The organism is Burkholderia sp. 8Y, assembly GCF_902506145.1.
In the GTDB taxonomy this organism is placed as follows: Bacteria; Pseudomonadota; Gammaproteobacteria; order Burkholderiales; family Burkholderiaceae; genus Caballeronia.
On the sequence record NZ_LR733520.1, the window covers coordinates 2,607,768 to 2,630,331 of the forward strand.

21 protein-coding genes, 4 tRNA genes and 1 rRNA gene are annotated in these 22,564 nt (G+C 58.6%); 4 read left to right on the forward strand and 22 right to left on the reverse strand.

The genetic code is table 11. The annotated features are described in order from the left end of the window. Positions 1–11: 11 nt before the first annotated feature. From rpoB to GV035_RS22950, 20 genes are all read right to left on the reverse strand, one after another. Entirely contained in the window at positions 12–4,118 is a 4,107-nt protein-coding gene (rpoB, locus tag GV035_RS22850; protein ID WP_159837185.1) for a DNA-directed RNA polymerase subunit beta, read from the reverse strand. A gap of 368 nt (positions 4,119–4,486) precedes the next feature. After that, positions 4,487–4,861, reverse strand: coding sequence for a 50S ribosomal protein L7/L12 (gene rplL, locus GV035_RS22855; RefSeq protein WP_159837186.1), 375 nt, complete (start codon positions 4,859–4,861; stop codon positions 4,487–4,489). Positions 4,862–4,938: 77 nt separating this feature from the next. Beyond that, the gene (rplJ, locus tag GV035_RS22860; RefSeq protein WP_159837187.1) at positions 4,939–5,433 is read right to left on the reverse strand and encodes a 50S ribosomal protein L10; all 495 of its coding nucleotides are present in this window, start codon (positions 5,431–5,433) and stop codon (positions 4,939–4,941) included. A gap of 300 nt (positions 5,434–5,733) precedes the next feature. Continuing rightward, positions 5,734–6,432, reverse strand: coding sequence for a 50S ribosomal protein L1 (gene rplA, locus GV035_RS22865; RefSeq protein ID WP_159837188.1), 699 nt, complete (start codon positions 6,430–6,432; stop codon positions 5,734–5,736). Then, on the reverse strand, positions 6,433–6,864 hold the full coding sequence (gene rplK, locus GV035_RS22870; RefSeq protein WP_008343796.1) for a 50S ribosomal protein L11: 432 nt from the start codon (positions 6,862–6,864) through the stop codon (positions 6,433–6,435). A gap of 142 nt (positions 6,865–7,006) precedes the next feature. Beyond that, the gene (nusG, locus tag GV035_RS22875) at positions 7,007–7,564 is read right to left on the reverse strand and encodes a transcription termination/antitermination protein NusG (protein ID WP_159837189.1); all 558 of its coding nucleotides are present in this window, start codon (positions 7,562–7,564) and stop codon (positions 7,007–7,009) included. Position 7,565: 1 nt separating this feature from the next. Further along, positions 7,566–7,946: a preprotein translocase subunit SecE gene (gene secE / locus GV035_RS22880; RefSeq protein WP_159837190.1), complete on the reverse strand. Its 381-nt coding sequence runs from the start codon at positions 7,944–7,946 to the stop codon at positions 7,566–7,568. Between the two features lie 34 nt (positions 7,947–7,980). Then, positions 7,981–8,056, reverse strand: a tRNA-Trp gene (locus GV035_RS22885). Between the two features lie 66 nt (positions 8,057–8,122). Next, the gene (tuf, locus tag GV035_RS22890) at positions 8,123–9,313 is read right to left on the reverse strand and encodes an elongation factor Tu (RefSeq protein WP_090541958.1); all 1,191 of its coding nucleotides are present in this window, start codon (positions 9,311–9,313) and stop codon (positions 8,123–8,125) included. Between the two features lie 62 nt (positions 9,314–9,375). Next, positions 9,376–9,450, reverse strand: a tRNA-Thr gene (locus GV035_RS22895). A 16-nt stretch (positions 9,451–9,466) separates the two neighbouring features. Next, positions 9,467–9,540 (reverse strand) — tRNA-Gly (locus GV035_RS22900). Positions 9,541–9,570: 30 nt separating this feature from the next. After that, positions 9,571–9,656, reverse strand: a tRNA-Tyr gene (locus tag GV035_RS22905). Positions 9,657–9,805: 149 nt separating this feature from the next. Continuing rightward, positions 9,806–9,919 (reverse strand): 5S ribosomal RNA (gene rrf / locus GV035_RS22910). Positions 9,920–10,348: 429 nt separating this feature from the next. Next, positions 10,349–11,083, reverse strand: a complete 735-nt coding sequence (locus GV035_RS22920) for a hypothetical protein (RefSeq protein WP_201304020.1) — start codon at positions 11,081–11,083, stop codon at positions 10,349–10,351. Positions 11,084–11,096: 13 nt separating this feature from the next. Next, positions 11,097–11,396, reverse strand: a complete 300-nt coding sequence (locus GV035_RS22925) for a cyclic-phosphate processing receiver domain-containing protein (RefSeq protein ID WP_159837191.1) — start codon at positions 11,394–11,396, stop codon at positions 11,097–11,099. Then, on the reverse strand, positions 11,393–11,830 hold the full coding sequence (locus tag GV035_RS22930; protein ID WP_159837192.1) for a hypothetical protein: 438 nt from the start codon (positions 11,828–11,830) through the stop codon (positions 11,393–11,395). The genes GV035_RS22925 and GV035_RS22930 overlap by 4 nt, the downstream gene beginning before the upstream one ends. 168 nt (positions 11,831–11,998) lie before the next feature. Beyond that, the gene (locus tag GV035_RS22935) at positions 11,999–12,814 is read right to left on the reverse strand and encodes a hypothetical protein (RefSeq protein ID WP_159837193.1); all 816 of its coding nucleotides are present in this window, start codon (positions 12,812–12,814) and stop codon (positions 11,999–12,001) included. A gap of 166 nt (positions 12,815–12,980) precedes the next feature. Further along, positions 12,981–14,804: a hypothetical protein gene (locus tag GV035_RS22940; protein WP_159837194.1), complete on the reverse strand. Its 1,824-nt coding sequence runs from the start codon at positions 14,802–14,804 to the stop codon at positions 12,981–12,983. Position 14,805: 1 nt separating this feature from the next. Then, complete coding sequence (locus GV035_RS22945) at positions 14,806–17,406, reverse strand: hypothetical protein (RefSeq protein WP_159837195.1); 2,601 nt, start codon at positions 17,404–17,406, stop codon at positions 14,806–14,808. Positions 17,407–17,738: 332 nt separating this feature from the next. Next, positions 17,739–18,467: a hypothetical protein gene (locus GV035_RS22950; RefSeq protein WP_159837196.1), complete on the reverse strand. Its 729-nt coding sequence runs from the start codon at positions 18,465–18,467 to the stop codon at positions 17,739–17,741. Positions 18,468–18,774: 307 nt separating this feature from the next. On the opposite strand from GV035_RS22950, the gene GV035_RS22955 reads away from it, so the two are divergent. Together GV035_RS22955 and GV035_RS22960 are read left to right on the forward strand one after the other, a co-directional pair. Beyond that, complete coding sequence (locus GV035_RS22955) at positions 18,775–19,032, forward strand: hypothetical protein (RefSeq protein WP_159837197.1); 258 nt, start codon at positions 18,775–18,777, stop codon at positions 19,030–19,032. A 682-nt stretch (positions 19,033–19,714) separates the two neighbouring features. Next, complete coding sequence (locus GV035_RS22960) at positions 19,715–19,987, forward strand: hypothetical protein (protein WP_159837198.1); 273 nt, start codon at positions 19,715–19,717, stop codon at positions 19,985–19,987. A gap of 81 nt (positions 19,988–20,068) precedes the next feature. On the opposite strand, the gene GV035_RS22965 is transcribed toward GV035_RS22960, so the two are convergent. Then, positions 20,069–20,383, reverse strand: coding sequence for a hypothetical protein (locus GV035_RS22965; protein ID WP_159837199.1), 315 nt, complete (start codon positions 20,381–20,383; stop codon positions 20,069–20,071). A 170-nt stretch (positions 20,384–20,553) separates the two neighbouring features. Between GV035_RS22965 and GV035_RS22970 the strand changes: the two genes are divergently transcribed. Both GV035_RS22970 and GV035_RS22975 read left to right on the forward strand, forming a co-directional pair. Further along, positions 20,554–21,129 (forward strand): LexA family protein, encoded by a 576-nt coding sequence (locus GV035_RS22970; protein ID WP_159837200.1) that lies wholly within the window; start codon positions 20,554–20,556, stop codon positions 21,127–21,129. A 100-nt stretch (positions 21,130–21,229) separates the two neighbouring features. Then, on the forward strand, positions 21,230–21,724 hold the full coding sequence (locus GV035_RS22975; protein WP_159837201.1) for a hypothetical protein: 495 nt from the start codon (positions 21,230–21,232) through the stop codon (positions 21,722–21,724). 105 nt (positions 21,725–21,829) lie between these two features. Here GV035_RS22975 and GV035_RS22980 read toward each other — a convergent pair whose 3' ends face one another. After that, positions 21,830–22,408 (reverse strand): hypothetical protein, encoded by a 579-nt coding sequence (locus tag GV035_RS22980; RefSeq protein ID WP_159837202.1) that lies wholly within the window; start codon positions 22,406–22,408, stop codon positions 21,830–21,832. Positions 22,409–22,564: the final 156 nt, after the last annotated feature.

Genomic DNA, 22,564 nt, shown 5'->3' on the forward strand with positions numbered 1-22,564 from the left:
CCGTAGTCCGATTAGTTGCGGTCGAGATCGATGTCGATACCGAGCGAGCGGATTTCCTTCACCAACACGTTGAAGGATTCCGGCATGCCGGCGTCGATCACGTGATCGCCCTTGACGAGGTTCTCATACACCTTCGTCCGGCCCGTCACGTCGTCCGACTTGACCGTCAGCATTTCCTGCAGCACATACGATGCGCCATACGCTTCGAGCGCCCACACTTCCATTTCACCGAAACGCTGGCCACCGAACTGCGCCTTACCACCCAGCGGCTGCTGCGTGACGAGCGAGTACGGACCGGTCGAACGCGCGTGCATCTTGTCGTCGACCAGGTGGTGCAGCTTCAGATAGTGCATGTAGCCGACCGTGACCTTGCGCTCGAACGGCTCGCCCGTGCGGCCGTCGTGCAGCGTGACCTGATTCTTCGACGCGTTCATGCCGAGGTTCTGCGCCACGTCGTCCGGGTACGCGAGATCCAGTGCGCGCGACATTTCGTCTTCCGTCGCGCCGTCGAACACCGGCGTCGCGAACGGCACGCCTTCGCGCAGGTTCTTCGCCAGTTCCACGATTTCGTCGTCCGAGAAGCCTTCCAGCTCTTCCTTGCGGCCCGACTCGTTATAGATCTGCGTGAGGAACTGACGCAGTTCTTCGATCTTCGCCTGACGCTGCATCATCTCGCCGATGCGCCAGCCGAGACCCTTCGCGGCCCAGCCCAAATGCACTTCGAGAATCTGACCCACGTTCATCCGCGACGGCACGCCGAGCGGATTCAGCACGACGTCTGCGGGACGGCCATCGGCCATGTACGGCATGTCTTCGATCGGCACGATCTTCGACACGACACCCTTGTTACCGTGACGGCCCGCCATCTTGTCGCCAGGCTGCAGGCGACGCTTCACGGCGAGATACACCTTGACCATCTTCAGCACGCCCGGCGGCAGTTCGTCGCCTTGCGTGAGCTTCTTGCGCTTCTCTTCGAACGCGAGGTCGAACTGATGACGCTTCTGTTCGATCGAATCCTTGATCGCTTCGAGCTGCGCCGCTGCTTCTTCGTCCGCGAGGCGGATGTCGAACCAGTGGTAGTGGTCGAGGTCCTCGAGATACGCCAGATCGATCTGCGTGCCCTTTGCGAGCTTCTTCGGACCGCCGTTCGCCACCTTGCCGTTCAGCATACGTGCGAGACGCGAGAACGCGTCGCCTTCCACGATGCGCAGCTGGTCGTTCAGGTCCAGGCGATAACGCTTCAGTTCATCGTCGATGATCTGTTGCGCGCGCTTGTCGCGCGTGATGCCTTCGCGCGTGAACACCTGCACGTCGATGACCGTGCCGCTCATGCCCGAGGGCACGCGCAGCGACGTGTCCTTCACGTCCGATGCCTTCTCGCCGAAAATCGCGCGCAGCAGCTTTTCTTCCGGCGTCAGCTGAGTTTCGCCCTTCGGCGTGACCTTGCCGACGAGCACGTCGCCCGCTTCCACTTCCGCGCCGATGTACACGATGCCCGACTCGTCGAGACGGCCAAGCTGCACTTCCGCGAGGTTCGAAATGTCGCGCGTGATTTCTTCCGGTCCGAGCTTCGTGTCGCGAGCGACCACGTTCAATTCTTCGATGTGGATCGACGTGTAACGATCGTCCGCGACGACCTTTTCCGAGATCAGGATCGAGTCTTCGAAGTTGTAGCCGTTCCACGGCATGAACGCGACGAGCATGTTCTGGCCGAGCGCGAGCTCGCCCAGGTCCGTCGAGGCGCCGTCGGCCAGCACGTCGTCGCGCGAGACCTTGTCGCCCATCTTCACGATCGGACGCTGGTTGATGTTCGTGTTCTGGTTCGAACGCGTGTACTTGATCAGGTTGTAGATGTCCACGCCGACATCGCCGGCGACGGCTTCATCGTCGTTCACGCGAATCACGATACGGCCCGCGTCCACGTAATCCACGACACCGCCGCGCATGGCCTGAACCGTCGTGCCCGAGTCGACCGCCACGGTACGCTCGATGCCCGTACCGACGACCGGCTTCTCCGGACGCAGACACGGCACGGCCTGACGCTGCATGTTCGAGCCCATCAACGCGCGGTTCGCGTCGTCGTGCTCGAGGAACGGAATCAGCGATGCCGCGACCGACACGATCTGCGACGGCGCCACGTCCATGTACTGAATGCGGTCCGGCGTGACCATCAGCGTTTCGCCGGCTTCACGCGACGACACGAGTTCGTCGGTCAGCGTGCCGTCTGCGGCCACCGCCGCGTTCGCCTGCGCGATCACGTAACGGCCTTCCTCGATCGCCGACAGATAGTCGATCTGGTCCGTCACCTTGCTGTCCACGACCTTGCGATACGGCGTTTCGAGAAAGCCGTATTCGTTCAGGTGCGCGTAGAGCGCTAGCGAGTTGATCAGACCGATGTTCGGGCCTTCCGGCGTTTCGATCGGGCAGACACGGCCGTAGTGCGTCGGATGCACGTCGCGCACTTCGAAGCCTGCGCGCTCACGCGTGAGACCGCCCGGTCCCAGTGCGGAAACGCGACGCTTGTGCGTGATTTCCGACAGCGGGTTGGTCTGGTCCATGAACTGCGAAAGCTGCGACGAACCGAAGAACTCGCGAATCGCCGACGAAATCGGCTTCGAGTTGATCAGGTCGTGCGGCATCAGGTTTTCGCTTTCGGCCTGGCCGAGGCGTTCCTTCACTGCGCGCTCGACACGCACGAGACCCGCGCGGAACTGGTTCTCCGCGAGTTCGCCGACGCAACGCACGCGACGATTGCCCAAGTGGTCGATGTCGTCCACTTCGCCCTTGCCGTTACGCAGCTCGACGAGGATCTTGATGGTCGCGAGGATGTCGTCGTCCTGCAGCGTCATCGGCCCGATGATTTCGTCGCGGCCCACGCGGCGGTTGAACTTCATGCGGCCGACCTTCGACAGGTCGTACGCGTCTTCGCTGTAGAAAAGACGGTTGAACAGTGCCTCGACCGCTTCTTCGGTCGGCGGCTCGCCCGGACGCATCATGCGATAGATCGCAATACGCGCGGCCATCTTGTCGGCGGTTTCGTCGATACGCAGCGTCGACGAGATGTACGGGCCCTGGTCTAGATCGTTCGTGTAGAGCGTCTGGATTTCCTTGACCTTCGCTTCGCGCAGCTTTTCGAGGACCGTTTCCGTGATTTCCTCGTTTGCGTTCGCGATGACTTCGCCCGTGTCGGGATCGATCACGTTTTTCGCCAGCACGCGGCCAAGCAAGTACTCCTCGGGCACCGAGATGAACTTTGTCTTGGCGTTCTCGAGGTCGCGAATGTGCTTCGCGTTGATGCGCTTGTCCTTCGTGACGATGACGTTGCCTTCGCGATCCTGGATGTCGAAGCGCGCGACTTCACCGCGCAGACGCTCCGGCACGAATTCCATTTGCGCGCCTTCGCTCATCAGCGCGAAGTTGTCGAACACGAAGAAGTTCGCGAGGATCTGTTCCGGCGTGAGGCCGATCGCCTTCAGCAAAATCGTGACCGGCATCTTGCGACGGCGGTCGACGCGGAAGTACAGCACGTCCTTCGGGTCGAACTCGAAGTCGAGCCAGGAACCGCGGTAAGGAATGATACGTGCCGAGAACAGCAGTTTGCCGGAGCTATGCGTCTTGCCCTTGTCGTGTTCGAAAAACACGCCCGGCGAACGGTGGAGCTGCGACACGATCACGCGCTCCGTGCCGTTGATGACGAAAGAACCGGTCGGCGTCATGAGCGGAATTTCGCCCATATACACTTCCTGTTCCTTTACTTCCTTCACGACGGGCTTGCTCGGCGACTCCTTGTCGAGCAACACGAGACGGACCTTCGCGCGCAGGGCCGAGCAATAGGTCAGGCCGCGCTGCTGGCATTCCTTGATGTTGAACGCGGGCGGCGACAGCATGTAGCTGACGAACTCGAGCCGCGCGAAGCCGTTGTGCGAAACGATCGGAAAAACAGAGGTGAACGCAGCTTGCAAGCCTTCCGCCTTGCGCTGCGACGAAGACGTCTCTGCTTGCAGAAACGTCTGGAATGATTCAAGCTGGGTCGCCAGCAAAAAGGGAACTTGGTGAACGATGGGGCGCTTCGCGAAACTCTTGCGAATACGCTTCTTCTCGGTGAAGGAATATTGCATACGATCTCCGAATCACGGCGGGCGTTACCGAGGCGGGATACCTCGACGACACGGCCCGGTGTTCACCGACTGAGACCCGCGCCGCTGTCCGGGGAGGACGCGCGAATCTAGAAGCTTGGTGGTTGGCCGCTACCAACCGCTGGCTGACGGCAGCGGATGCCTGTGTTTCCCGCTACCCGACCAAACTTGCCTTCTGCAGTCGCTTCAGAAGACAAAGACAACTGCCGGAATATATTGCCGGTCCGACCGTTGTCTTTGGCTTCTGCGGGGCGATTTATGCTTGTTGATGCGCATAAAAACTCAGTCCCCACAAAGCACAAAAAGGCCGGCGGTGAAAAACCGCCAGCCTTCGCACAGCGCAATGAAACTTACTTGATTTCAGCTTTCGCGCCTGCGTCTTCCAGCTTCTTCTTCGCTTCTTCAGCAGCAGCCTTCGGCACCGCTTCCTTGATGGGCTTCGGTGCGCCGTCGACCAGATCCTTCGCTTCCTTCAGGCCGAGACCCGTCAGTTCACGAACGGCCTTAATGACCGAAACCTTGTTCGCGCCGGTTTCGAGCAGGTTCACCGTGAATTCGGTTTGCTCTTCAGCAGCAGCAGCAGCGCCGCCAGCAGCCGGACCAGCGACAGCAACAGCAGCTGCCGACACGCCAAACTTCTCTTCGAACGCCTTGACCAGCTCGTTCAGTTCCAGAACCGACATCGCGCCAACGGCTTCCAGGATGTCTTCTTTTGCGATTGCCATTTGAAATACTCCTAAATTGAATTCGGATCGAGCTAGCGATCTTTACCTAACTGAGCAACTGCGGCTCAAGCGTGACGTTATGCAGCTTCGCCCTGCTTTTCTGCCAGCGCGGCCAGAGCACGCGCAAAGCCGGAAACAGGTGCTTGCATGACGAACAACAGCTTAGAGAGCAGCTCTTCGCGGCTCGGGATGTTGGCCAGCGCTTGCACGCCCGCCTTGTCCATCACCTTGCCTTCGTAGGAACCAGCCTTGATGATCAACTTGTCATTGCTCTTGCCGAAGTCGTTGACGACCTTGGCAGCAGCAATGGCATCTTCCGAGATGCCGTAGATCAGAGGACCGGTCATCTGCTCAGCCAGCGGAGCGAACGGGGTACCTTCGACGGCGCGGCGCGCCAGCGTGTTCTTCAACACGCGCAGATACACCTGTTGCTCACGCGCTTTCGCGCGCAGCTTGGTCAGATCGCCAACCGTGATCCCACGATACTCAGCGAGCACCATCGTCTGAGCCTTCGCGACTTGCGCGGCGACTTCAGCGACGACTGCCTGCTTATCTTCTTTGTTCAGTGGCACGGTTAAACCTCCAGATTCGATGCACTCAGGTGTCCAACCTTCATGCACCACGTTCGACAACGGCGTCCGACTGTTAGGAGTATTTCAAGCGATTGGTGACCATCTGAGAACGATCGACAACCGACTTCAACCACTGCAAAACTGTTTCGGGTTCGCCATCTGCGTTGGCTTGGATTAAGGCGCCGCCCAACTGCTGCACCGCCACCAACGGTCTTTGACAACCGGTTGCCCAACTAAACGACCGTCGCGCAACCGCCCAAAGCCCTTGAGAACGCGGTCTCGCGACCGCGTCGAAATCTTTTACTGCTGCGCGAGCGTAGCTTGATCCACGCGAACGCCCACACCCATGGTGCTCGACAGCGCGATCTTGCGCAGGTACACGCCCTTGCTCGTCGCCGGCTTCGCCTTGTTCAGTGCCTCGATCAGCGCCGACAGGTTTTGGCGCAACGAAGCGGGTTCGAACGATGCACGGCCGATGGTGCCGTGGATGATACCGGCTTTGTCGACACGGAACTGCACCTGACCGGCCTTGGCGTTCTTGACTGCCTGAGCGACGTCCGGCGTCACGGTGCCGACCTTCGGGTTCGGCATCAGGCCGCGCGGGCCGAGGATCTGGCCGAGCGTACCAACCACGCGCATCGTGTCCGGCGAAGCGATCACGACGTCGAAGTTCAGATTGCCGGCCTTGACTTGCTCAGCCAGGTCTTCCATGCCGACCACGTCTGCGCCAGCTGCGCGCGCCTGCTCGGCCTTGTCGCCTTGCGCGAATACTGCAACGCGCACGGACTTACCCGTACCCGCCGGCAGAACGACGGAACCGCGAACCACTTGGTCCGACTTCTTCGCGTCGATGCCGAGCTGAACGGCGACGTCGATGGACTCATCGAACTTGGCGCTTGCGCATTCCTTGATCAGGTTCAGCGCGTCGTCGATCGGATACAGCTTCTGACGATCGACCTTGTTCGCAAATGCCTGAAGGCGCTTCGAAAGCTTAGCCATTTACACGCCCTCCACAGTGATACCCATCGAACGCGCGCTACCAGCGATGGTGCGCACGGCGGCGTCCAGATCAGCTGCCGTAAGGTCCGGCATCTTGGTCTTCGCGATTTCTTCCGCTTGAGCGCGGGTGATGTTGCCAACCTTGTCGGTGTGCGGCTTGCTCGAACCCTTCTGCACTGCGGCTGCCTTCTTGATCAGAACGGTAGCCGGCGGCGTCTTCATGATGAACGTGAAGCTCTTGTCCGCGAATGCCGTAATGACGACCGGCACCGGCAGACCCGGTTCCATGCCCTGAGTCTGCGCGTTGAACGCCTTGCAGAACTCCATGATGTTCAGGCCGCGCTGGCCCAGCGCCGGACCGACCGGCGGCGACGGATTGGCTTTACCTGCAGGAATCTGCAGCTTGATAAAGCCGATGATTTTCTTTGCCATTTTGAAAACCTCTGCTGAACGCGTGAGCGTTCGGTGAGTGATAGCGCGCGTTCGACTTGACGACTACTGACGCTCCTCAACAGCCATTACGCGGACCGTAAGCGCGAATCGCGCGAGGCCGATGACCTCGCGTGACGAATTCTTAAACCTTTTCGACTTGACCGAACTCGAGTTCGACCGGCGTCGACCGCCCGAAGATCGTGACTGAAACGCGAACGCGGGACTTCTCGTAGTTCACTTCTTCGACGTTGCCGTTGAAGTCGGTGAACGGACCTTCCTTCACCCGCACCATCTCGCCAACTTCGAAAAGCGTCTTCGGCCGGGGCTTCTCGACACCTTCCTGCATCTGCGACATGATCTTTTCGACTTCGCGCGGAGAGATCGGGCTGGGCCGATTGCGCGCACCGCCGACGAAGCCCGTGACCTTCGCCGTGTTCTTCACGAGGTGCCAGGTCTCATCCGTCATTTCCATCTCGACCAGGACGTAGCCCGGGAAGAAACGACGCTCGGTTACGGACTTGTGCCCACCCTTGACTTCCACTACTTCCTCGGTCGGAACAAGAATCTGACCGAACTGGTCCTGCATTCCCGCCCGCTCGATGCGCTCCTGAAGCGCACGTTGCACGCTCTTCTCCATGCCGGAGTAGGCGTGCACCACATACCAACGCTTTCCACTCGGAGATGTCGGAGTATCGCTCATATCATTTCCAACCCAGGATCGCCGAGAAAATTACCCATTCGATTGACTTGTCGCTAAGCCAAAGGAAGATGGCCATGATGAGGACAAACGCGAAGACCACCAACGTGGTCTGCGTCGCCTCTTTTCGCGTAGGCCAGACGACGTTTCGAACTTCTTTGTACGAGTCTTTGGCGAAGGCGATGAAGCTCTTCCCGGGCGCAGAGAGAAGACCGACTGCAATACCAGCGACCACGCCCACAGCAAGCGCCGCACCGCGCACGTACCACTCTTGGCCGCTGAGCAAGAAGAAACCCACGAACCCGGCCAAGACCAACAATACTCCAGCCACCAACATCAACTTATCGCTGGAAGTATTTACAGTTTCGACTGAAGGATTCGCCATAACACCTTAAACAGCGCCACTTGGCGCGAGAATGTGGCAGGGGCAGAGGGAATCGAACCCCCAACCTTCGGTTTTGGAGACCGACGCTCTGCCAGTTGAGCTATACCCCTAAACCATTTGGGGCCGACGGTTTCGCCGACCCCGAAAACTACAGACTACCGAGAGATCTCTGGCTCTTACTCGATAATCTTCGCAACGACACCTGCGCCGACGGTACGGCCGCCTTCGCGGATCGCGAAGCGCAGACCTTCTTCCATGGCGATCGGGGCGATCAGCTTGACCGTGATCGACACGTTGTCGCCCGGCATCACCATTTCCTTGTCCTTCGGCAGCTCGATCGAACCAGTCACGTCCGTCGTACGGAAGTAGAACTGCGGACGGTAGTTGTTGAAGAACGGCGTGTGACGGCCGCCTTCGTCCTTGCTCAGCACGTACACTTCAGCGGTGAAGTGCGTGTGCGGCGTGATCGAACCCGGCTTGGCCAGCACCTGGCCGCGCTCGACGTCTTCACGCTTCGTGCCGCGCAGCAGGATACCGACGTTGTCGCCCGCTTGACCTTGGTCGAGCAGCTTGCGGAACATTTCCACGCCCGTGCAGGTCGTCTTCACCGTCGGCTTGATACCGACGATTTCGATTTCCTCGCCGACCTTCACCACACCACGCTCGACGCGACCCGTCACCACCGTGCCGCGACCCGAGATCGAGAACACGTCTTCCACCGGCATCAGGAACGCGCCGTCCACTGCGCGCTCCGGCGTCGGGATGTACGTGTCCAGCGCGTCGGCCAGGTTCATGATCGCCACTTCGCCCAGCTCGCCCGTGTCGCCTTCCAGCGCGAGCTTGGCCGAACCCTTGATGATCGGGGTGTCGTCGCCCGGGAAGTCGTACTTCGAGAGAAGCTCACGCACTTCCATTTCGACGAGCTCGAGCAGCTCGGCGTCGTCCACCATGTCGCACTTGTTCAGGAACACGATGATGTACGGCACGCCGACCTGACGCGCCAGCAGGATGTGCTCACGCGTTTGCGGCATCGGGCCGTCGGCGGCCGAGCACACCAGGATCGCGCCGTCCATCTGCGCGGCGCCCGTGATCATGTTCTTCACATAGTCAGCGTGGCCCGGGCAGTCGACGTGTGCGTAGTGGCGGTTAGCCGTTTCGTACTCGACGTGCGCGGTGTTGATGGTGATACCACGTGCCTTTTCTTCCGGCGCCGCGTCGATCTGGTCGTACGCCTTGGCTTCGCCGCCGAACTTCTTGGTCAGCACCGTCGTGATCGCTGCCGTCAGCGTGGTCTTGCCGTGGTCAACGTGACCGATCGTGCCCACGTTCACGTGCGGCTTGGTCCGCTCGAATTTACCTTTGGCCATTTTCGACTCCTAACAGGATTTTCGCACCTTGCGCCGCGCGCAACTTTCTAGACTGATACAGCTGGTGCCCATGGGCAGGATCGAACTGCCGACCTCTCCCTTACCAAGGGAGTGCTCTACCACTGAGCCACATGGGCACTACAAAACCGACACTGGAGCGGGTGAAGGGAATCGAACCCTCGTCATAAGCTTGGAAGGCTTCTGCTCTACCATTGAGCTACACCCGCGAGGGTTGGATTTCCTTACCGCTTGAATTCTGGTGGAGGAGGTTGGATTCGAACCAACGTAGGCGTAAGCCAACAGATTTACAGTCTGCCCCCTTTAGCCACTCGGGCACCCCTCCGCAGAGAACTATCGATTATGGGGCAACAACACGCTGTTGTCAAGCGCTTCTTACGAAGCAAAGTAATCGAGGCTCTCACTAATAGTAAGCGCCTCCCAACGCAAAAACCCCACCTTTATGGGGTGGGGTTTTTGTTTTCGGCATGAGGAGCCTGACGATTACCTACTTTCACACGGGCAATCCGCACTATCATCGGCGTGGAGTCGTTTCACGGTCCTGTTCGGGATGGGAAGGGGTGGGACCGACTCGCTATGGTCATCAGGCATGAGGGGATGTTGTGTCGTCTGGGGACGGCACAACCAATCGGGGAAGAAGTAGTGTGTTGGGGTGGCGATTGTCGCACACGNAGTGGATCGTGTCCACGATTGCCGATCATGGGCACGATCCCCCGTGATCTATACGAATTCCACCACGACAGCACCATCATGCCTCACGCGCGCGCGAATCAGGAACTGGCCCAGCCGAGTCGCTTACAAACAGGCAACGACTCCTGGCGCTTCAAAAACAGCACGGCGGGGCAGCCCGCTTCGCGGGCTGCAACCCGGAAAAGCTCACCCAAACGACAAAAAGAGGAGGAAATCGACGCACCGAAATGACGTTTCTGCACATCAGGGGTGGGTCAGTTTTAGATGCAAAAAGTGGGTCAGTTTCCGGCGCAAATCAACACAAGCCGCGCTCCCGCAAAGCTCGACCTACGCGGCCGAAGTCTGCGCAACTGCCTCTGGGATGTGTGCATCGGGAAGTGCTTGAGCCTCGGCAAATTCCCAATGCAGTCCGGCTCGGACTACCGGCGCCCACTTCCGCCAGCTAAAGAAGCTGCTGGGATGCCGGACGAACAAGAGTTGCACGGGCCGCCCGGTCGCCGTATGGACCAATCCTGTGCGCGCGCAGAATCGACCGATTTTCGTCGGATGCCGTGCCACGCTGCAATGAAGTTGGCGGCCGCCTGCAGTCAGTCGAAGCGCGCCCACCGACTCCACACCGAAGACGAGACATTGCTCAACACCCAAGACGTCAAACAAGTCCAGAGCCGCGTCCCAACCGCTCTGATATTGCGACTGCGTGGGCCGCTCGTCGACCGACTCCATCACATCTAGCACGAGGTTGTAATAGGCAACGGTCGACCAAAGCCGCTGCTTCTGGTCGTCGCTCGGATTGCGCCGTTGAAATATCGCGCGCTCGACATTGCGGACGTAGCGAGATGGTCTCTGGAACTTCAGCGCATGGTTCGCGTGGGTTTCACGCAGACCGGACGTCCGCGCATATCGGTTCTGGAATTTCTCGCGCTCGGCCCAACAATATACGCTCTCGCCCAGAATCATCGTCTTAACAGCGGACCGTGAATAGTCGCGACCGACCCACGGCCACCACCTCACTTCCTTGTTGACTTCGAACAGGTGGTCAAACGACAAATCGAGGTGGTCCATGCAGAATTGGCTATTAGTTTTGTTTGAGTTCAAGGCGTTGGATGGCAAGTACGCCTGCTTCCATTTTCGCGCGCGCCGAACTGTTCGCAGAGTGTACGGAAATCTTCGGCGGCCTGAAGCCTCGAAGCGCCACCGCCTCTTCAATCCATAGAATGACATCATAGCCCGTGCCGCAGTCGTCGTCCCCGAGGTCGTGGTCAAGGCTAATCTCTTCGACTGTGCCTAACTCCAAGAGTCGGATTGCTTCGTGCGGCCAGTGAACACGCGTCCAACCGTCCGGCGTGACGCGCTCGTCGTCGAGGAAGACCTTCATACAGCGACGCCTAATTCCGACTCGTCGAACGATGATGCGCGACGTGGTTCAGCACAGCCCGAGCAGTAGACGGCTAGCTCGCGTTCATCGACGACTCGAGCTGAGACCGGCCAAGGCTGCGAGTCGTCTTCGAACCTCGTCATGCTGACAGAGACGTGAGGCTCTTTCCGGTCCACTGGTCGCAGGCAAAGCGAGCACGGCACAGTCTTGGCGGCAGTCGGATATGGAGAGGTCAAGGTGGAGCTGATGGCTGCCTCGGCATAGTCGGCGCACTCTTGGCCGCAGAAATCTGTGAGCAGGTTGTCGTCTGAAACCAAGACGACGCCGGGTTCGTTGCCGGTTACGGATAGGCTGCGCTTCGACAGGCTGAAGTAGCCGCAGCCCAGTTCGTGGTCGCAAATGCCGCAGAAACGGCCTTGATAGGAGCCTTCCATGCTCACTCATCGCCGAATGAAATAAGACGACGGGGAACGAGTAACAGCTTAGTCTCCCACTGAGACATCCCGCGTCTCAGTCCACGACCACATTCTTGATTCTGGGCAACATTGCGACGAAACCGCGGGGGAAAACTTGGTCAATCGAACGCGAGCACAAGCGCTCAGTCACTCGCTGGCAAGCCCCTCAGGGTGCGCGAATTCTCCGGTTTGAGCTTCAATTGCCAGACGCGTTTTCCTAACCTCGTAGTCTTCCGATTCGCGATTGTTCAACTCGTCCAACACCACCGCCCGGTACTCGTCAAAGCTCTTGCCATTTTTTAACGCCGAAGTCAAACCAGATACGCGGTCTTCGAGGTAGCGGATGCGCTCGGTCATCCGACGCTCAAGTTCGAACAGCTTGCTGGGCAGGTCGCCAAGTGTAGTGTCAGTCCACGCTTTGCGCATTCGCTCATCTCGCTCTATCTCAGTCGTTGCGAACTGGACGGCGTGCTTGTCTGCCACGTCGAGGACGGTGCGCTTCTGAGGCCATGGCTGACGTTCTTTGTATTCCTTCCTCGCGCGAAGGCGCTCTTGGTTCTCCGGCTTCGATAGGTATTCGAGCAACGCCTTCATTGCCCATTCGGGGCAAAACCGGCTGCTAGCTTTGCCAGGCTCGATTAGCCACGCCTGCACCGTGCGTGCTGAGACGTTCCGAGCTGCAAACCTAGAAATTACTGACGCTACGTATTGGCGGTCCCCTGCGAATTCGTTTTCCACTAGGGAGCGCATCATCGTGCGGCGCCGCTCGTCGAGCAGGGCCGCCCACAATTCATCCTTCAGGGTTTCAATCTCTGTAATAGAGAACTGCTGTCTCGGACCCGACGTTGGCCGAATGGTGATATCTGCTTTCGATTGCGTATTGCGAGCGTACTCAATCGTGAAAACAGTTCCGGTTTCTTTATGAGTTCCTTTGTTGCTCAGGTAGGAATAAATCCAAGCCATCGTGCTCTCTCCATTCGCGTCTGCAGCGCACATTGTGCGCGCACAATGTGCGCAATGTCAACAGCGGCACCGCGCAGGAGAGCAGCATTAGGTGCTGTCGTAGTGTCTCCGCACAAAGACAGGGGCGATGATTGAACGACGCAGCATTCGACTGTGAAAAACTACGTTAGGTGGTCTCAACCATCTGCGCTGCGGCAGCGAGCGTACGCGAGCTTCTGGCTTCCTGTTGCGTGGGCCAGAGTGCCAACGATTCAGCCGCCCGCTTGCGCCCGGCGTCAGTGATTCGGAAAGACGGGTCCTTTGGATGAGCATCAAGCAATCCAGCCTGTGCGAGCAATTGCATCGCGCAGTACAGCCGGTCGGTCAAAACTGGGGGCTCTGTCAGCTTCGTCTCGTTTTCGAGGTCGCGCTCAAGCCCCTCGTCGCCCGGAACAATCCGATAGCGGTCCCGAAGGTTACCGGGCTCCGCCTCCGAGCGCTCACGGACGACCGAGAAGTGTAGATTGACGACGAAGTCCCGAATTACCATCGCAACGAGTTCAGTCACCGGCTTGTCGGCATAACGTCGAGCAAGCGTGGCCAAGTGCGCAGGTGACAGACGGTCTCGCGTGTCGTCTCGCCGGTAGAACCCTCCCTCCGGCCAGTTTTCGGCTTCGGCCGCACAATATGTGAGGGCAACAGCGACGAGCAGGACGGCCTTCTTGGCCTTCTCGAAAGTCTTGAACTTGGACGCTTTTCGAAGCTCATCGAACAGCACGTGCAGGCTCTTCATCGGAACAACTTGCGAAGCGTAGCCGGTTCCCGCCATGCCGGCCTCATATAAGGTATCGGCGTCGCCCTGAGCCGTCTGCCAGGCATCAACCCATGTTCCCACGGTCAGCGTCATTCCCGGTTCGTTAGCTCCGAGATTCGCGGCGAGCGCGGCTACGTCGCCGATGCGACGCGGGTCCTGCTTGGTCATTAAGTCGTGAATTTGAAGCTCAGTCAGGCGCAGCAACGTCTCAAGAACAAGTTTGATGTACTGGCGAACCTGCAAACTAGCCCAGAGTCCTCGAGCGTCAGGCAAGTTGGTCAAGTCAATTTGGCTGCCGCCGGGAGCGAAGCCGCTGCCCATCGCATGCCTGACAATGTCGACCGGCACGAAACCATCCTCCGCCGCGAAGCGTTCCTCTGCCGCGACAAGCGCACGCAGGGCGAGCGTCAGCCCCTTGTGACGCATGTCCCAGAGCTTATCGATAGGGAACTGACCTGGCGACGGCAGGTACTGCGAGAGAAAAGCAGCCTGTTCCGCCGGATGTGCCGAGTCGAGCCTCAGTAGAGGGTAAAAGCTCGAGACGTTCGCGGGCAGGATTTGCACTTGGCGCGCGTCCGCGAGCCAGTCGATTTGGGCCTGAACCGCGGCAATGTCATCGCTTGTTGCAGCCATTTCGGCGAGATGACGTGCAAATCCGTCGGCTAGGTCCTTTCCTGCCTCGCTGAGCATGAAGGCACCCGGGATGGCTTTGGTGTCGAGTTGGAGGAACTGAAGGCCATTCACAAGGCTCGGGCGATATTGAGGTGCGGTAAGCAGATACGCACCTCTGGCGGTATTCACCTGGAGGCCGTCTTTCTTCCGCGTTCTCTGCTCGTCGCTGAGGATTTCGCTCAATCGCAGGGTCGCAAGCTCATTCTCTTTTGGCCAATGCCGGTCCGTGCCCGGCAAACCGCCGCGGTGCTCACGATTGCACCACACGAGCAACAGGTCCATTTTCTCGAGAGCGGCGGTACAGAGTTCCCGCGCTTCTTCAGGGTTCTTCGCGTCTCGCCGCGCAAGCTCCCTCGCTTCACGCAGGACCCAGCAAAGTGCCGAGTAGACGCGAATAGAGTTCGCGACGTTGTTGATGCCCGGCAACAAGGTGCGGTAGAGCGACATGTTCGCGCTCTGCAATCCCAAGGGGTCAATGCTCTGCGCGTGCTTGGCTCGAGTCGTAAAAACAGGTGCTTTATGCATTTCAACGACTCCAATCGGCGTAAAGACTCTTCAGCACGTTGTAGCGGGTCAATTCGGCCGCGCGCAAACCGGCAAACACCGGTTTTTCGCAATAGCCGTGAATGGTGACGCGGCGGGTTCGCAGCGCACTTACCTCGCCGATGTTGCGAACCACCGTGCGACAGTTTGGACATGACGCTACGTTCGTGAGCGGAATTTCCTGCGGAATAAGTCCGAACACGGTCTCGTTCTTAGCCAGTTTGCGGTCTTTGAGCTTTTGCAGGCACTCGAACACTTTTTGGTATCGCGGATTGACGCCGCTTGGGGTGGCATCGCCGAACAGGGAACCTAGCATCAACTCGAGTTCTTCTCGAAGCGTCAGGCTGCCTACAATTCGTGCAACGTGTGTGAATACACGACTGGTCGCACCGGCGTCCCGAACCAGTTCGAACGCATCAAGGTCCAAGCCCAGGGCGACAGCCTCCTCCCATTCGCCAAGCGGGACCTCGCGTTGCGCGAAGTCCTCAATCTGTTCCTTGATGGCGCCAAGCGCGAGTGTTGGTGACGCATCATAGGCGCAACAAGCGAACGTGCAGAGCACTGGCAGCAATCGCTCACGGTTGTCGACGTCATACGCGTAAGCGCTGTATTGAGCCAGCCAGGCACCCAATCCGTATGGGTCAGTGGGCGTAAACGCCTGCATTGTCGCGTTCGCCGTCGGCGCTTGCACACCGCCCGCTGTCATGACGACAATCGCTTCAGCCAGCGCGTCGGTCGCAGCCATCGCGACCGCAGCCGAAACCATCGGCCCGGTCGCGTCTTTCGCGAGTACCACGGGAAGCTTTTCCAGCATTGCGTCGATGGCATTTTGCTCTTTTGCTACGCCGTTTTCGACGTCGTCCTCAACGGGCGCTTTGTTGCTGCCGTACTCCTGTTCGGGAGTAATGATGTCGAGTTGCCCGAGCGCGCGACCAACGGGACCGAAGCGAGTGCGTCGAATGTCGTCGTTGAGGCTTCGAAAGGCGGCCGCCATACTTTCCTCGGCAAGCTGGGCGGACACATTCAACGCCGGCTCGTCGCCCTTGCGCCAGTCCTGGTACGCGCGAAGCTCCTTGAGCTTGCGCTGCTCTTCGCGCTGATTGCCCCCATTCGAGGTCGGCGCAGGGGTGCGTTTAGCGTCGGCCTTGCCGTCTGGCGTGGGCTCGGGCTTGCGATGCAAAACTCCTGTCATCCAGTTCAGCACAGGACGTAGGTCCCGGTCGTTGCCTGTGCCGCTGCGGATTCGCGCGGCGGCGCGCGCAAGCTCCTTCTCCCACGGTCTTGCCGCAAGTTCGCTCTCGACGTTGAGCCAGCCGATAACCGTGAATAGCTCCGACGTGAGCTTGAGTCGACGAGCACCTTCGCCGGTGCTTCGGCTCACTCTCGTTGTGGTGAACGAACCGTCAGACTCCAGTTCCACGTCATCGAGGGTATGTTCGAGGTCGGAGTCGCGCCAGATTTCCAGGCTTACGGTGTGCGCGTTCGGACGCGGCGACACCTTGCCGGTGATGACGCCGTCCGACTGCCATTGGGCATCGAGTGCCGGTGCTTTGCGTCCAAGCTCAGGAGACTTGAATTTGCACGCTTCGTACTCGACGCCGGCCAATTCTTCTTCGGTCAGCGTCTTCCACTTGAACGCCGGTGCATTCAGCTTCCGGGCTAGGGAAATCTCAACGTTTTCCAGCCCAAAGAGGCTCTGATTGGTCGCGTTGACTGAGCCAGTCATGACCATGCATCCGGTTGGCGAGCGGACTTCAAATACTTTCGCGTGCGCGAACCGGTTCTCGACCTTCTCTTCGGGCACCACGTACCGTGTGCCGCGGGGTAACGCGTTCACCTTCTCCAAGGGAATGACGTAGCCCTTTTTGCCTTGACGCACGCCAAGCGAAAGCTCCGACGTTCCGCACTGGCGCGCGAGCTCGCACGCCGCGTTCGCAGCCGGGTCAAAATACGGGCCGAACACAGTCAAGCCAACTGCGTCCGGTAGATGCTGACGAACCAGACTTGCGAATTGCTGGCCCGCGTTACCTACCAGAGTGTGCACAAGCCATGCGGACGTATTCTCACGCGCCGCCGGCGGCGCGCTGGCGGCAACCGCAGAAGCGCGTTCCGCGTAGTACCGCAGGTTGGCAGCGGCTTTGGCAGACAGGCCCGGGGTCAGGACGAACTGGCTCGCAAATTCCGCAAAGGCCTCGAACACCAAAGGGTGCGCCTGCGCGGTCACCGAATCCAGCACTTCGAGATTCGCGTTTTGCCCGCTCGTCGTCAAATTGCCGCTGCCTACGACCAGAACGTCGTCGCCCGAGCCACGTTCGAGGTAGGCAATTTTAGGGTGGAAGAATCCGCCTGAGTCCTGGTGGACGGGGATGACTCGATAGGCGTTGCCGGCGTAGAGGCTGGTCGACTCGTCGGTGGACTTGCAGGCTTCACGCGAGTCGACCAGCAAGTCGACCTTTCCACAGCCTGACACCTTGAGCAATGGAAGGCAAAACGACTCGAACCAGTTGACGCTAAGCGTGAACGTGGTGAACAACGCGCGGCGCGGGCGGACGGCGTCGATGATTGCTTGAAGTCTGGTCTGCATGGATGCCCCCGAAAGGCCTTTCGCGGCTCGCGGTGTTTGTAATCGTTCGGCGCATTTTAGCTATCGAAAGGCTGCACGTCACGAAAACGCCAGACGCCAGACGCTCTTTAGCAAAACATTCACCGCAGGCATCTCGCGTGACCGCGACGGATGCACTGACCTAGCTTGAACCGCTACCCTGGAGCGACTTAAAGGTCGCGTTGCGCCTCTCAGCTGCGTGCGTTAGCTACGGAAGCGCCATGCATTGCAAGCGCCCGACTGTCGGCTCCTGGACCTTGCGCCTTTGCTTGCGGAACATGCGGCGGCTACTACGTTAGCCAGTATCTGACAAACTACAAATCGGTCCGATTCAGCAACCACGACCCGTCTTGATTTATGAACTCGTAATAGACGCCTTGGCTCTCGCCGCTTTCAGGGCTGTAATAAACCGCCCGAAATTGAAAAGCATTAAGCGACTTTTGTTTCCAGGAATCAGTCCGCAGAACGCTCAAGCAGCGGTTCTTCGGAGCATATTGCATGCTACCGACTCCCCACGGGCCGTAAATGGTCCCGTTCCCGAGATTCGCGGAGCTATACATTCTTAAAACAGGTGCATTGTTCCAGTGTTGATAGCAAGCGGCCTTCGACATAACTGCTACCCCAACCGGTTGCGCTGATGCGACCATATTGCGCATACCTGCGTCACGCGATGCAACGGATGCAGCCAACGCATTGCTCAGTTGAGCACGTTGGTCCGCCGATAAAGACGGCGCAAACATGGTGGGAACGCCATTGGGAGATGGCGCGAGGGCCTGATTAACTTGCGATAGACCGCTATTAAGGCTTTGCAAAGCAGCACCCGTCTCCGCACAGGCCGCCAAACTGGATGTCAACACTAGCGCGGCTAGCCGATAACTATTTCTCACTTTAGTCCCCTGCAAAAAAAAATGCGACACCGGGGTTAACGGACGGTCGCCCGCGTTCTTTAGGTTGATGGCGCCGCGTTGAAGATGCGGCCAACTCAACTGCGACGCAGAAATGCGCTGCTCGCGCCCCGTCGCGGTTACATACCTTGCTGCCATTGTCCGGCCGAAGGGAGCGGTTTGCTCGCAGTTTTCCCTCTGCTCGGAATCGTCCTCTCTCTGTCTTCTCACCGAGTACGTGGCCCGTGTTTGTGATTTCGTTGCTCCGCGGCATGGTGCTCGGGCAGTCTCGTTTGCCGCCTTCTGCTTGAGGCTCGCAGTGTTGTTGCGGAACCGAGGCATTGCAGTAGCATTCGGGACCCCACTCTTACTCTCAACGCTCGTACAATGGGTTACTAAGCTGATTGCGTACGGCGCAGTTGCAGGGACAAGACGCAACGCTTGATGTGTCGCCAAGGAGAAGAACATGGCTGCGAGCGCGGAACTGATAGAGATTCCAAGCAACGAGCTGGTTTCCCTTTTGGACTTGATGGTCTGGGAGATGACCAATAGAGGTCGTCCCGACGTGCTGATGTGGCGGACGGAATTACTGTCACGGGACGACGCAACAAGTGTCGACGTGCTACGCGCTATCGCAGTGTGCGACGATTATCTCGCGCCGGAGGGTTCGGAAGATGGCCGAGCCGCCCAAGCCATTGCTTGGCCGGACCTCAGTCGGAAGTAGCTAAGCGATGAAACGGGCGGTGCCCGTATAAGTTTGCAAGCTAGATGAAGGATGAATTTTCTTCCTATAAGCGATACCTCGCGCAAAGCCTCGCTCGCCGGTCGGTCATACTGCAACTCCCAACTCGGACTCGTCGAATGCTTGCAACGCGCGACCCGGTTGAGCACATGCTGCGCAGTAGACGGCTAGCTCGCGCTCGTCGACGACTCGCGCGGAACAAAGCCATGGCTGCGAGGCGTCTTCGAATTGCGTCATGTTGACAGAGACGTGAGGCAACGCGCGGTCGACTGGTTGCAGACAAAGCGAGCAAGGGACGGTTTTGCCCCGCGATGGGTACGGGGATGTGAGCGTCGATGTGATTGCCGCTTCGGCGTACTCGCTACACTCAGAGCCGCAGAAGTCTGTTACCAGTTCGTCGTCTGAGACCATAACGACCGTTCCGGACGGCGTGTCCGTGAGTGTCTGGCTGCGCTTGCACAAGCTGAAGTATCCTTTATGCAGCTCGTGCTCACAGACGCCGCAATATCGACCTTCGTAAGAATTTGCCATGTTCATTCATCTCCTTGCCGCCGGCGCGACTGACATAGCGGCAGTCTAGGTTCTAAGCAAGACATACTGCGTCTCAATCAACTGGACAGTCTAATAGGCTGAGCAATGCCTCAGCACGGAGAAGGAGGCCCTGATGATACGCAAAACGCTTAACGCTTCTCGCCTCCAGAACGAGGTCGACAGGCGCATTCATCGACTGCAAGAGGTGATAGAAGATGGCGTGAAGATACAAGTGCCGCGCCCTCGACTGCAGGAAGCAGACGCAACGGGCTGCAATTGGACCATGAGCCATTTCGGGAACGCGGTCGGTTTTGAAGGCGCCATCGAGCGTGTGCTGAAGGCAGTACGCGCGGAATACAACCTCAGCACGGAGACGAAAGAGAAAGCCGACCCCTTCGCGACTTAGGCAAGAAACCGAGATTATCGAGGTGCGCGGGAAGCTCCGCAGGCGAGCTCATGGGCTGACTATGGCCGCTGCGGCGAAGTCTCACCCTTCCGCCTCTCCCCCGTCGTCTTGCGGTTCGTCGAAATCCAGGTTCTTTTCAACTATCTCGACGCGGATTTCTTCTGGCTCTTCTTCGATGTCAATCTGCCTTGGCGGGGTGGCGACCACTTTGAAGTCAAAGCCCAACCCGCTCGCGTATGCGACGTGTTCTCCCTCGTCGTCATCGCGCAAGACTTCGTCGTCAAGCATCGACCGGCGCTCGGTATGGAAGTCTTTTCCCGTTAGAACGACTTCCTCTTCCTCGCCGATTTCGGAATCGACGACCAAGAGCTTCAAGGTTCCAGATGGTTCAAGCATGCCTTCTCCCGGGTGCTTGTGGTTTCGGACTGCCCCAACAAGCGTGAATTTCCCGCTTTGTCCCCCAGAAGATATTAGCGGCAACGAAATGGTCGCAGCGACGTACAGGTCGCCGGTCGTCTCTATCCGCGCTACAATATCATCGAACAAACATTCGATGGAGCGAACGAATGACTGACGAGGAACACCTGGCCGCCCTACGAACGTACTGGAAACGAAATCAGGCGTTTCCCGCCATGGCGAAGCTTTGCGACGTGGTCGGCCTTAACAGCACCAGCAGCGTCTTTGCGCTCATCAAACGACTTGCCGACGCAGGCTATGTGGAGCGAGTTGAAGGTCGGGTGGCCCCGACTAGACGCTTTTTTGGTCGCCCAGTCATTGGCGCTGTGCGCGCAGGCTTGCCACAACCGGAAGGACAGGAGCCGCCCGAGTTGCTGACAATCGACGACTATCTCGTTGATGACCCCAACAGGACTGTCCTCTGTCGTGTTCGGGGCCAGTCGATGCGGGACGTCGGCCTCTTGGACGGTGACCTCGTGGTCGTCGAAAAGAATCGGCCGACTAAGCCGGGCGACATTGTGGTGGCAGTGGTTGATGGCGAGATGACGGTCAAGACTCTTTGCCTCGGCAAGGACGGGGCGTTCTATCTTGAGCCCGCAAATCCGGAATTCCAGCCGATTCGACCACAGGGTTCGCTCGAGATAGTCGGCGTCGTGGTCGGTTCTGTTCGCCGCTATGGACGGTGAGCATTCTGCTTGAGTTTGCCGTTTGCAAGAAGGGATTGGTACCATTTCGTCAATGCGATGAGCGCGAACGACACAGCAGGGCAACTGCGAGCAAGGCGGAATGGATATTTTTTACTATTGGCAGCAGCTAGAACGGAACCTCAAGGACGGCCAGGTCGGCTATTTCGGTTCCAACAACACGAAGATTCTTGAACTCAAGGAGCGGCTGCCCAGACGCGTGTGGGTGTTCAAAACGCCCAAGGGCATGAAGGGTTCTATTCAACTGCTTGGCTCACTGCTTGTAAGTGATGAGCCGAAAGTCGCCGTAACCACCGAGTATCCCAACCTCATTTACTACGACCCGTTCTCGCCGCAGTCCGTTATGTTCACCGATTCGGACGCGCCCGAACGAATCGACGAGGTGAGCCGCCTCCTTCAGTACCGTCTTCTTCACGCTTTCAAGTCAAACTTCCAAGGTGACGCGGGGCTGCAAGCATTGGAATCAAATGTCGTGCGGGAGTTGGAAGCAATGACGGCGGGCTGGGCAAAGGTTCAAATGCTTGAACTGGTGAAGGACCGAAAGAAGGTTCAGCCAATCAATCCGTTTGCGCGTTAGGGCACTAAACGATAGCGACGTCGGGGGCAGTCAAGAGTTTGCAAGCGCGGGGCGCTATTTGCAAATGACCACCGCGGTACCAGGCTTCGGTGCCCGAGCCGGTTCTCAGGGCTTCTCGTTTAATTGGTGGGCAGCCGGCCCGTAGCTATCGTGTTCAGCAATCAGCCGAGATTCGAGGGCAGCTAGGCTCTCGTCTGGCCCGCAGTTGCACAAGTACGTGAAAACAATGCGGGCCCCCACTTCTAGAGCGTTGGCCAAGGCGTAATGCACCTTGCGATAGTCTCTGTTCGGGTTCGCCGAATATGGCAATCCAAGTTGAATACCTCTCACACGATTTCGATAACGATTGAAGCGCACTGGGCCTTGAGATGCTCGGGCGAGACCAATGTAGACGCCCACGAGCGCGTTGCTGTCATCGAAAATCTGCCAACGATAGATTAGCTCGCGCGAGATATCCACGCCGTCGGCAACAACCTCGGGGTCGAATGTTCGCAACGTGCCAAGCGGGCGAACTGCCGTCTTCTCGGTACCAGAGCGTGCGTCTTCGCCTGGGCGGTGCCCAGCTTCGGCTGCGATTAGCGCAAGCTCGAGGTCGACGATTGAGAGCAGCTCGGCAACAGAGCCTGAAAACCGATGCGTCGCGCTCTTATTCTTTGTCGCTCTAAACGTTGCGGCGCGTTTCACTTCAAAGACGCCAGCGCGACTCGTGCAGGATAGTCGGATGACTCGTTTCTTTGAACCCTCCGCATTAAATACCCAGTAAGAATGGCCGTCCGCGATTCTGTCAGCGTGAAGCCCGCGCCCTGCAAGTAAAAGTCCGGTGTGGAGTTCAGTAAGAGA